The sequence below is a fragment of the Maribacter sp. genome, from assembly GCA_020629415.1.
In the GTDB taxonomy this organism is placed as follows: Bacteria; Bacteroidota; Bacteroidia; order Flavobacteriales; family Flavobacteriaceae; genus Maribacter; species Maribacter huludaoensis.
Genome location: JAHDDL010000024.1, coordinates 52,682 through 63,955, shown reverse-complemented (window position 1 = coordinate 63,955; position 11,274 = coordinate 52,682). Strand labels below are relative to the sequence as shown.

Sequence of the window (11,274 nt, the reverse complement as noted above, 5' to 3'; positions counted from 1 at the left end):
TAACAACTTTAGTAAATAATGGAGATGGTAGCTTTACGTATACCTCAGAGAATGGAACGCCGGTACAATTCCAAGCATCTACCATTACAGATAATGGCGATGGAACATCTACGATTGGTTTAGCTGATGGCGGAACTATTACTGTAGACAACGATGGAGTGGATAATGTAGATGATGCGGATAATAGTCCAAATAATGAAATACAGACAATTACGTCAACAGATGGTTCGGTAACAGTGACACAAACGGATATTAATTATAACTTATCTGTACCAACAGCAAACGGTGCAGAAACGATTGTAGAAGCTGCGCCAGACACAGATATTAGTGTAAGTGGTACTGGTACATCAGCTGATCCATATTTAATTGCCAATACAAGACCTGATATTTTTTATCCCCCTTCTATAGAGGTAGATGTGGCAACAACAGGTACTGGTAGAACAATTGATTTACATGCAGAGTATATAACACAATATGGTACTCCTGATGTACGTAGTGCAGGTGCTCCAGCAGCAATACCTACATATGCAAATACTGAATTATACTACTATGTTACGTATTATGATCCTACGGTATTTGCCAATGTATCGGTTAGTGCAACAGGTGTTATGCAGTATGATGTTATTGCAGTACCAACAGATTATAATACATTGATTAACGTAGTTTTTGTAGCACAATAATTAGCTAATTGAAGCATAGATTCCAAATCGATTTGAAAAAAACACATATATATAAAAACATATTTCTCAGTATCGTTACTACGATACTGGGGGTATTGGTATCTAACGCCCAGTTTTTGCTTCAGGCACCTACGGACAGTGATCAAAACAATTTTCGTTGGTATGAAGCTTCGGACACGGCAACGGTCCTCGGTACCGATTCTTTTTACGAAGTCACCCAACCGGGTATTTACTTTGCAACCTATGACGGTACCTTATGTGGCTCTAATGCAACAGGGTATTTTATTGTAACAGATTGTAATAATCCAGACAATGAAGTAACTATGGATATCACTTCTAACGTACCAAGCACAGCTTCGGTAAGTTGGAGTCCGCCATTACCAGGTGATCAATTAAGTCCCATGGTCATTGCTACAGATGCCGTTGTAAGATATACGGCAATGGTAACAAAGGCGGGTAATACGTTTAGCCTACCAAATTTTACGGTAGTATGTTTGCCTGAGGCTGCAGATTTAGAAGATGATTTGGTATCTACGGATGAGGAAGTACCAGTAATTATAGATATTTATGGTAATGATGCCGATTTACCGGATGTAGGGGCTCTGACAACTACAGATCCGGCAAATGGTTCGGTAACCATTGATGACGGTGGTACACCAAACAATCCTATGGATGATATTGTCACCTACACTCCAGATGTAGATTTCAATGGTACAGACACTTTCGATTATACGATTTGCAATGCCTACGGAGATTGTAGTACAGCTACGGTTACAATAGAGGTATTACCAATATTAGATACTAACGATGACTCTATTGCTATAGATATCAATGCAATTACAGCTATTAATACATGGCAAGTAAATGATAATGATTTACCTACAGAGGGTACGTTTAGCGTAACACAACCAATCAATGGCTCGGTTACTGTTGATGATAATGGTACACCAAATGATCCATCCGATGATATTCCAACATACTTCTCTAACAATAATTACTTAGGCACAGATACTTTTGATTATACCGTGTGCGATACAGTGGGCAACTGTAGTACATCGACCATAACAATTCTTATTAATCCGTTAGGTGTTGATTTGGATAGTGATGATGATGGTATCGTTGATAGTTTTGAAGATTTGAACTTAGATGGCGATAATGATCCGTCTACCGACCCAACAGATTCTGATGGAGACGGCTTCCCAGATTATTTGGATATTGATGCAGATGGCGATGGTATACCTGATAATGTTGAGGCTCAGGCTACGGCAGATTATATTCCGCCTTCAGGGATCGATGCGAATACCAACGGGTTAGATGATGCGTATGAAGCTAATGGTTTAACTGGATTGTTCCCTGTAGATACGGACGGAGATAACCTACCTGATTATTTAGATGAGGATAGTGATAATGATAACGTACTGGATGCTATTGAAGCTCATGATCATGATCATGATGGTATTGCAGATGTTGTTATGATTGGTTCGGATAAGGATAATGACGGATTGGATGATGGTTATGAAGGTGCAATTTCGGTTGATACGGATGTCAATGATGAAATTGATGATCCTTACACGCAGCTTCCAAATACCGATGGTGATGAGGAATCTGATTATAGGGATACCGATGATGACGATGATGGTATAGAAACTCGTGATGAAGATATCAACCTTAACGGAGATTACGTTGATGATGATTCTGATGATGATGGTATACCTAATTATTTAGATTCAGATTTAGGTCAGCTAGAAGAAGAAATAGAAGTTTTCAACGTTATTACACCTAACGGTGATGGCATTCATGATGTTCTAAGAATAGACGGCTTACAGAATTACCCTAACAATACATTGAAAATCTTTAACAGATGGGGTGTAGCGGTGTATATGACAAAAGCATATGATACAGAAGGCAATGTCTTTGATGGAACATCTGAAGGTAGGGTAACCGTTGACATGGACAGTAAATTACCAGTAGGTACATATTTCTATATTCTAGATTATGAATTACCGAACGGAGAAACAGAAACCCTGTCTGGTTACATATATATAAATAGATAATAAGAATGTTGAAAACATATATAACCATACTTAAAAAGAATTTTCTAAAACAAGTTGTTGTCGTTATGGCATTATGTTTTGGGTTGTTTGCCTATGGTCAGCAAGATGCACAGTATACCCAGTATATGTATAACACCATAAGTGTCAATCCTGCATATGCCGGATCTAGAGGACATATCAGTTTAGGTGCTTTGCATAGGTCTCAATGGGTAGGATTAGATGGGGCGCCTACTACACAGACTTTTAATGTACATTCCCCAATTGGTTATAGGGGTGTAGGTTTAGGACTTTCAATAGTAAATGATGAAATAGGTCCTACGTCAGAAACCAATTTTGATATTGATTTCTCGTATACGGTTTGGACATCTACTGAAGGTAGATTAAGTTTTGGTTTAAAGGCCAGTGCCAATTTATTGGATATCAGGTTTTCAGAGCTAAATCAATATACCACAGACCCTACTTTACAACAAGATATAGATAATAGGCTTTCGCCAAATATTGGCGCCGGGGTGTATTATCATACCAATAAATTCTATGTTGGGTTGTCTGTACCTAGATTTTTGGAAACAACGCATTTTCAGGAAACTAACCTATCTACGGCCAAAGAACAAATGAACCTTTATTTAATAACTGGTTACGTTTGGGATTTAAACGAGTCCTTAAAATTTAAGCCGGCCTTACTTACCAAGGCTGTTCAAGGGGCACCTTTACAGGTAGATCTATCTGCAAATTTTATGCTAAATGAAAAATTCATTTTGGGAGCGGCCTACAGGTGGGATGCCGCATTTAGTGGTATGGCAGGTTTTAACGTATCTAATAAGTTTTTAATTGGTATAGCGTATGACAAAGAAACTACCGATCTTGGTAATACGGCTTTTAATAATGGATCGTTCGAAGTTATTTTTAGATATGATTTTATTATGACCAAGAACAACTTAAAATCGCCTCGTTTCTTCTAGATTTATCTTTTTATATTCTTCTTTACGTTAAATACCTAAAACGCCTTATTTTTACCTTATGAAGGAAGAACAGGTAATTCTCGTAAATGAAAATAATGAGCAAATAGGCACTATGGCTAAAATGGAAGCCCATGAAAAGGCAGTTTTACATAGGGCTTTTTCCGTTTTTATAACGAACGACAATGGCGATATTATGCTGCAACAACGTGCGGCATCCAAATATCATTCACCATTATTATGGACAAACACCTGCTGTAGTCACCAGCGAGTAGGAGAGACCAATATTGAAGCTGGCAAGCGTAGACTACAAGAAGAAATGGGTTTTCAGGCCGAATTAAAAGAACTGTTTTCTTTCATTTACAAGGCTCCTTTTGATAACGGTTTAACTGAGCACGAACTAGATCATGTCATGATAGGTACTTACAACGCTGAGCCAAATATTAATATTGAAGAGGTAGAGGCATGGAAATGGATGTCTCCTGAATCCATTAAAGAAGATATCTCCAATAATCCTAATGCTTATACAGCTTGGTTTAAGATAATCTTTGACAAATTTTACGAACATTTATTTAACACACCGGCATAGAGATGAAAGTTAAGGTAAGTAGAAAGGCACATTTTAATGCAGCCCATCGTTTGTATAGAAAAGACTGGGAAGACACTAAGAATACAGAAGTTTTTGGTAAATGCAATAATCCTAATTTTCATGGCCACAATTATGAAATGATTGTAAGTGTTACAGGAGAAATAGATCCGGAAACAGGTTTTGTAATGGATATGAAGGTGTTAAAAGATTTGATCAAAGAAGAGATTGAAGACTATTTGGACCATAAAAACTTAAACATTGAAGTAGAGGAGTTTAAAACCTTAAACCCTACGGCAGAGAATATAGCTGTGGTTATATGGAAAAGGTTAAGGCCAAATATTCAAGATACCCATGAACTTGAAGTGGTTCTTTTTGAAACGCCAAGAAATTACGTTACGTTCTCAGGATAGTTTTTAAAGTTAATTGTAAGATTTTTTTTAATTCAACGTTATAATAGTTATTAAATAGATCAACTTAAAAATATAGAATGATACATCCTTTAAAATTTAGGCCCATTTTAAAAGAAAGACTTTGGGGCGGTACCAAGCTAAAAGAGGTTTTTGGAAAACCAATTGAAAGTGATATTACCGGCGAAAGTTGGGAGTTGTCTACCGTAAAAGGTGATATTTCTGTAGTTGCAAACGGTAGTTTAGAGGGCAAATCTCTTCAAGAACTAATAGATTCTAATGCAGAAGAATTGTTAGGTAAGAGTGTTGTAGAGCGTTTTGGAAAAGAATTTCCGATCTTAATAAAGTTTATTGATGCAAAGCAAGACTTATCCATACAACTACACCCAAATGATGCTCTGGCCAAAGAACGTCATAATTCATTTGGAAAGACAGAAATGTGGTATATTATGGATGCCGATCCTAATGCAGAGTTGATCGTAGGTTTTAATAAAGATGTTACCAAAGAAGAATATGCTGAAAGTGTTGCTAATGATACCTTGCTTGATCTTCTTAATTATGAGCAAGTTAAAGAAGGGGATACGTTCTTTATAAATACGGGTAAAATTCATGCAATAGGAGCAGGGGTGATGTTGGCGGAAATACAACAGACATCTGATGTTACGTATCGTGTTTTTGACTTCAACCGAAAAGATAAAGAAGGTAATCTTCGTGAACTGCATACAGAGTTGGCGTTAGATGCTGTAGATTATGAAAAGAAAGATGATTTTAAAGTTGAATACGGTCATAATAAGAATGAGGTAAATACTATGGTAGATTGTCCATATTTTAAAACAAACTTCATTGAGCTTACCGATAATTTAGATTTAGATACGGCACAACGCGATTCATTTACAATTTTTATGTGCGTTGGTGGAGAAACCAAAATTAGTACTGCAGAGGGTGAAGTGTCTATTAAAAGTGGAGAAACAGCTTTGTTACCAGCTTCAACCCAAAAAATTTCCTTACAGTCAACCGGTGCTAAATTATTAGAAGTTACTATTTAAGTTCTAATTAACGATACGGCAGTTCAAAAATCGTATTTTTGCAAAAAATAATTAGAGATGGCAAGTATTAAAAATTTAAAAAAAGATATTAATAATGTTCTTGGTGACATTATAGAAGGAGTTTATATAGTTGAGGCTACTAACGGTACTACACACTCAAAAGAGGGGTCTGCCATTATAGATGAAGCAATTGTAACTTTTGACGAGTTGGTCGCTAAAATCAACAAGAATGATGTTGAGAACAAGAAAGCACATTTCAAAGAAGTTAGAAAAGAGTTGGAAACTAAAGCAACTAAATTGGTAGAAGACTTGAATAAGTTAGCTTAATTGGAGACTATCTTAAAATAAAAAAGCATCCTAATTTATTAGGATGCTTTTTTATTTTGAACAATTAGTATGGTTCTAATTTTTTTTCAAAAGTTCAGCTAATTCCTTACCATATTTAGATTCAGCTACCTCTGGTGATAGTACACTGTAAATTGAATCTAAGTATTTGACGTTGGCATCTGGTATTTCTTTTAATGCAATGTACGGCGCTATAAATGAAGATTTGTTGTTAAGCGCAAAGTTGATTGCAAATGCATAACCTCTTTGTGTATTTCTATTACTGATATTCGTTAATGAATCAATACTTATCTGGCTTAACTCACCATTAGGTTGTGCTGCATTCATCATAATTTCAACATTCTTTTTGTTGATGTTGCTCATGTGTTTTTTGTATTCCTCAAGTTTTTCATGAGTTGTAGAACCAGTAATCTTTGCAGTAGTATCAAAAGTATTCCAATCAGTATTGATAGTAATAGGTCCAGGTTCGGCAAAGAATGTAATGCGATCGTTAATATCGTTATTATCCTTTTTGTCAAGGTATAGATAAAATATCTCAGGACTTGTTAATTTGGTCTCAAAAGAAAAATTTCCATCTCCGTTAATAGTAAGGGAATCAACAGTAATTAGAACTGAGTCCGGTACATGTTGCAAATAAAGGGTACCTTTTTTCAATCCTTTTATTTTACCGCTTACAATCATAGTTTCTTCTGCATTGTCGCCACATGAGCTTAATGCCAAAAGTGCGGCAACAACAAATAATATTTTCTTCATTATTATAATTTAGGGCGCAAATATCTATAAAATTTGATAATAAAGAACGCCAACTCTTTATTTTGTTAGTAAATATGTGTGGTTACAAACTCGATGCAACTTCCATCAAATAGGCGCAAAGTAAAGCGCCACCGGTACCTACAACATAACCAAGAACAGCTAATAGCACACCGACCGAAGTTAATGACGGATGAAATTCCGCAGCTACTACTGGGGCAGAGGCGGCACCACCAACATTTGCCTGACTACCCACAGCTAAAAAGAAATAAGGTGCTCTTATAAGTTTGGCTACCAATATCATCAATCCAGCGTGAATGGCAATCCAGATAAAGCCAACAGCAATTAATCCAGGGTTTTCAAGTACTTTGTTCAGGTCCATTTTCATACCAATTGTAGCAACCAGAATATAAATAAACATGCCGCCAATTTTACTGGCACCTGCACCTTCATAATTTTTAGCTTTAGTGAAGGATAACGCTATGCCCAAACCTGTAGCGATAACTACCATCCAAAAGAATGCAGAGCCTAAGAAGGATAGAAAACTCTTTTTATCGCTAACAGCGTCAAAACTACCTTTTAAATAAGTACTTATATGGTCGCCGAAAAAATGAGCTATCCCAACAGCGGTAAAAGCTAAGGCTAGCATAATCATATAATCGTTCAAAGTTGGAACCCGAGTAATTTTCTCGGTAAATTCGGTCACTTTTATTTTTAAAGTTTCAATGGCCGAGGTATCTGCTTTTAACCATGCGTCAATTTTTTTTGTTCTACCAACTCCTAAAAGTACAATGGCCATCCACACATTTGCAACTACAATATCTATCAATACCATACCACCATATTTTTCAGGATTGTATTGAAAAATCTCTAACATTGCCGCCTGGTTGGCACCGCCACCGATCCAACTACCTGCTATAGTGGATAGCCCCCTCCAAATAGCATCAAAATCATTTCCGCCCACGGTATCCGGAGAGAATATTGAAACAATCAGTATAGCAATTGGTCCACCTATAATTATGCCGGCACTGCCTGTTAAAAACATGATGAGAGCTTTAGAGCCCAAATTTGATATGGCTTTAATATCAATACTCAATGTCATGAGAACGAGTGCCGCAGGTAGTAAGTACCTACTTGCCATAAAGTATAAATTGGAAATCTCATCAGAAACAATTCCGGTACTGGTCAAAATAGCCGGTAGTAAATAGCACATAAGAACCGCTGGAACAATGGAGTAGAATTTACTCCAAAATCCGGTTTTTAGGCTAGAAGTATAAAAGATGAACCCTAGGCATAGTGCCAAGAGTCCAAAAACTACCGTATCATTAGTAATTATGGGTTGTGCATATAGGTAAGGCATAAAAGTATTGGTGAGTTGGTATGTTCAAATATAGTTAATTAACCAAGTTTTTGGCAATATAGTTCGCTACACCATCTGCTGTATTCTCTAATGTGATGTAATCTGAAATTTCTTTAACTTCTGCTCTGGCATTGGCAACGGCAACACCGCATCCTACATTTTCAAGCATTTCAATATCATTATAGTTATCGCCAAAGGCAATAATATCCGTGAGGGATTCATTGGCTTCTAAAAGTAGTTTGATCGCAGATAGTTTTGATACCGTCTTAGGGGCAATTTCAATTAGCGTATCGTTAGATCTATACAGATTAAGATGTCCTCCCAGCTTTTCCTTTAGAACCGGCATTAAATCATCGGCACTGTTCTTGGTGCACATAAGCATGATCTTGTGAGCGCCAACATTTCGTTGGTCCCAATCAGTTAAGGTGCTATGGGTATCTTGAAAGGTAGGGTTAGATTTTGTGTATTTTATTTCTTTCTCTACACGTAAAGAGGTTTTTGGTACATACCATTCATTATTGTAGTATAAACCTAAATCAGCTTGTTGTTCTTTACATAGTTCATAAATATCCATTAGTGTGGTAACAGGAATGAACACAGAGGTTAAAACTGTATTGTTTAACATAACCAAAGCGCCATTGTAGCAAATTATAGGTTGATCGGCAATGCCTAAGTCCTCTTGTATATAGCGCATGCCACTTGGCATTCTTGCAGAAACTAAAATGATTTTAGTATCATCTTTTATTTTATTGATCTGTTCAATAGCAAATTCAGAAACATCACTTTTAGAAGAAAGCAACGTGCCATCTAAATCTGAACATAGAATTTTATACTTCATTTTAGATATTTAACCAGTAGGTGAGCTTTAGGTTTATAGATCGATATTTAGGTTCAAAAGAATTTACAAAATAATTGTCGTTATAAACTATGAATAAATCTGATAACGGGGTAAAACGCCATTGTAACCTAGAGTTAAAACCTAAATTATCTCGTTGATTACTGTATTGTACAAGTGTTGACCAAAATATAGATTTACTAAAGGTAACGTCAATTTTAGGGCTTATTAGCCAAATATCTGTACTTGAGTATGGAGCTGGTAGGGATATTTTATCATAGTTCATAGCTAAGGACAAAAATACCTTAGGTTGAAATCTTAATGATAATTCACCTCTTACGGACAATCTATCACCATTGAAAAAGCTACCTACCGTAGGCTCTATGCTATAAGCAAATCGTTTTCTTCTATCTGATTGATATTCCAAGGAAACAAAGTTGTAATGATATCCAAGCATGCCCGGTAACGGTACGGCGTCATCTAAACCTGTTGGGTCAAATTCATCAAAAAGATAGGTATACGAATGTGTATAGGAAAAGTTGATTTCTGACTGATCGTTGAACTTAGATTCCCATGAGCCTCTTAAGTCATAATCTGTGTGTAGAAAATCATTATCGGGACTCCAGGTCAAGACTGGAAAAAACTGAAAACTATGGCTCTGCAAAGCACTATCTTCAGGCCAGAACACACGCTCTATCATAGTGGCCGTTTTAAAAATATCAGTTCTACGTATAAAACCAAGATCAGACCTGAAGTCTTCACCAATGTAGACTATGTCTTCAAAAAAGTTCCAGTTTCTAGAGTTATATTGCAAAAATGCCCCTGATGAAAGATTAGCCTTGCCCGCATCATGGGCAAAAGACTTGTGCAAATAGAATTTACCGTTCCAAATATTATTATCGGATATTAAATTGTAATCAATACCGGCAACCCTATTATAACGATCTTCATCATCTTGAAAATCGTAGTCCTTGAACGTTTGTCTATTGATGAAGAACATACCAATATTAGATCTGCCAAAAACATTTTGTTGAAGGGCCAGCATGGTATTGTTGTTGGACGCAATGTTTTTTTCTAGATCTTCTGCGGTCTGTAGATTTAAAAAACCTAATCGTAGCCCTTTGTTTATTTTACCGCTTAATCTAACGCCCCCAATAATTTTATTTTCTATGGTATTGTCCGCTGTATCTTTGGCTATTCCTATTCGTCTAGAGAAGAACGGATTTGCATCTCTACCACCACCGAAACTTCCGAACAAATCACTGTTATCAATAAAAAATTGCCTTTTTTCAGGTAGCGAAACTTCAAAACGTGTTAAATTGGTAACCTGGTCATCAGCTTCCACTTGAGAAAAATCGGGGTTTACCGTAACATCTAAATTCATACTATTGCCAATAGCGATCTTGGCATCTCCACCAAAGTTTATTTTAGTTTCTGGCTCGTTTAGCTCAAAGTCTTTTTGAGAACCGAAATTTACATAAGGTATGACTGCAAGAGGAGTGCGGTATTTCCCTAACGGTTTTTCAAAAACCATATCGCCCATAAACGTGAGTCCATATATGTTCTGGTTTTGGGGGATGTTCATCCACGTGCTATTCTCGTTAGACTGTGTATCAAATCTGTAACTATTGAATCGCCATTTTGTTTCTCCTTCCTTAAATTTAAAGGCCGTTAAGGGAATTACCATTTCTGCGGTATAATAATCATCATATATTTTAGAATCTCCGCGCCATTTTACATCCCATGAAATAGTAAAACCATTTAAGTTTAAACCACCGCCGGAAACCAATCCTTCACGACGTACTCCGTATGGGTTTATTCCAAATAAGAAAGCATTGTTGCCATCATTGAACGTATCAAAAAGTAAGGTGATGTTATCACTGTTTCCTGCTCTAAAATCTCGTTTAAGTGATTGAATGGAATAATCTGTACCAGCGGTATGAACGATAATGCCTACATATAGGTTCATTTCATCGTACAGCATTTTAATTTCTGTCTGTTTTTTTGACTGTACAGTGTCCAGGGGAAAGAATTGCCAAAATTGATCGGCTTGGTCTGCCTCTGTCCAAATTGGTTCGTCAAGAACACCATCTGGGGTTATTTTTGCAGCTATCTTCTTAACGTTAAATGATTTTTCATCTATTTGAGCATTTAAAGAATAGAAAAAAAATATAAGTACAAGTGTACCTAAGTATTTGGTCATTTCGGTAAAAGTTTGGTAGTTGACCAAATTTAAGTTTTTGTTCTGTTAA

10 protein-coding genes and 1 pseudogene are annotated in these 11,274 nt (G+C 36.4%); 7 read left to right on the top strand and 4 right to left on the bottom strand.

Annotated elements, in window-relative coordinates; genetic code table 11:
* The 7 genes and pseudogenes from QZ657_RS11115 to QZ657_RS11085 all read left to right on the top strand — a co-directional run.
* Nucleotides 1–680 (top strand): annotated as a pseudogene (locus QZ657_RS11115) (hypothetical protein); the annotation flags it as partial.
* A gap of 32 nt (nucleotides 681–712) precedes the next feature.
* Entirely contained in the window at nucleotides 713–2,734 is a 2,022-nt protein-coding gene (locus QZ657_RS11110) for a gliding motility-associated C-terminal domain-containing protein (RefSeq protein WP_291966933.1), read from the top strand.
* Nucleotides 2,735–2,799: 65 nt separating this feature from the next.
* Nucleotides 2,800–3,693, top strand: coding sequence for a type IX secretion system membrane protein PorP/SprF (locus QZ657_RS11105; RefSeq protein WP_291960712.1), 894 nt, complete (start codon nucleotides 2,800–2,802; stop codon nucleotides 3,691–3,693).
* Nucleotides 3,694–3,751: 58 nt separating this feature from the next.
* Nucleotides 3,752–4,279 (top strand): isopentenyl-diphosphate Delta-isomerase, encoded by a 528-nt coding sequence (idi, locus tag QZ657_RS11100; RefSeq protein ID WP_291960636.1) that lies wholly within the window; start codon nucleotides 3,752–3,754, stop codon nucleotides 4,277–4,279.
* A 2-nt stretch (nucleotides 4,280–4,281) separates the two neighbouring features.
* A complete protein-coding gene (locus QZ657_RS11095) occupies nucleotides 4,282–4,689 on the top strand; it encodes a 6-pyruvoyl trahydropterin synthase family protein (RefSeq protein WP_291960638.1) in 408 nt (135 codons plus the stop codon).
* 80 nt (nucleotides 4,690–4,769) lie between these two features.
* Nucleotides 4,770–5,732, top strand: a complete 963-nt coding sequence (locus tag QZ657_RS11090; protein WP_276472953.1) for a type I phosphomannose isomerase catalytic subunit — start codon at nucleotides 4,770–4,772, stop codon at nucleotides 5,730–5,732.
* Nucleotides 5,733–5,789: 57 nt separating this feature from the next.
* A complete protein-coding gene (locus QZ657_RS11085; protein WP_276472604.1) occupies nucleotides 5,790–6,059 on the top strand; it encodes a hypothetical protein in 270 nt (89 codons plus the stop codon).
* Between the two features lie 75 nt (nucleotides 6,060–6,134).
* Here the strand turns inward: QZ657_RS11085 and QZ657_RS11080 are convergent, their stop codons facing one another.
* From QZ657_RS11080 to QZ657_RS11065, 4 genes are all read right to left on the bottom strand, one after another.
* Nucleotides 6,135–6,830: a DUF4369 domain-containing protein gene (locus tag QZ657_RS11080; RefSeq protein ID WP_291966931.1), complete on the bottom strand. Its 696-nt coding sequence runs from the start codon at nucleotides 6,828–6,830 to the stop codon at nucleotides 6,135–6,137.
* An 82-nt stretch (nucleotides 6,831–6,912) separates the two neighbouring features.
* Entirely contained in the window at nucleotides 6,913–8,187 is a 1,275-nt protein-coding gene (locus QZ657_RS11075) for a DUF819 domain-containing protein (RefSeq protein WP_291960643.1), read from the bottom strand.
* A gap of 34 nt (nucleotides 8,188–8,221) precedes the next feature.
* Nucleotides 8,222–9,025, bottom strand: coding sequence for an HAD family hydrolase (locus QZ657_RS11070; RefSeq protein ID WP_291966929.1), 804 nt, complete (start codon nucleotides 9,023–9,025; stop codon nucleotides 8,222–8,224).
* 1 nt (nucleotide 9,026) lies between these two features.
* Nucleotides 9,027–11,225 carry a DUF5916 domain-containing protein gene (locus QZ657_RS11065; protein WP_291966927.1) on the bottom strand — a complete coding sequence of 733 codons (2,199 nt, stop codon included), beginning with the start codon at nucleotides 11,223–11,225 and terminating at the stop codon, nucleotides 9,027–9,029.
* Nucleotides 11,226–11,274: the final 49 nt, after the last annotated feature.

Bases quoted from the DNA above. Each gene is read 5' to 3' on its own strand.
- QZ657_RS11105 (WP_291960712.1), top strand. From the start codon at position 2,800: ATGGCATTATGTTTTGGGTTGTTTGCCTATGGTCAGCAAGATGCACAG.
- idi (WP_291960636.1), top strand. From the start codon at position 3,752: ATGAAGGAAGAACAGGTAATTCTCGTAAATGAAAATAATGAGCAAATA.
- QZ657_RS11095 (WP_291960638.1), top strand. From the start codon at position 4,282: ATGAAAGTTAAGGTAAGTAGAAAGGCACATTTTAATGCAGCCCATCGT.
- QZ657_RS11085 (WP_276472604.1), top strand. From the start codon at position 5,790: ATGGCAAGTATTAAAAATTTAAAAAAAGATATTAATAATGTTCTTGGT.
- QZ657_RS11080 (WP_291966931.1), bottom strand. From the start codon at position 6,830: ATGAAGAAAATATTATTTGTTGTTGCCGCACTTTTGGCATTAAGCTCA.
- QZ657_RS11075 (WP_291960643.1), bottom strand. From the start codon at position 8,187: ATGCCTTACCTATATGCACAACCCATAATTACTAATGATACGGTAGTT.
- QZ657_RS11070 (WP_291966929.1), bottom strand. From the start codon at position 9,025: ATGAAGTATAAAATTCTATGTTCAGATTTAGATGGCACGTTGCTTTCT.
- QZ657_RS11065 (WP_291966927.1), bottom strand. From the start codon at position 11,225: ATGACCAAATACTTAGGTACACTTGTACTTATATTTTTTTTCTATTCT.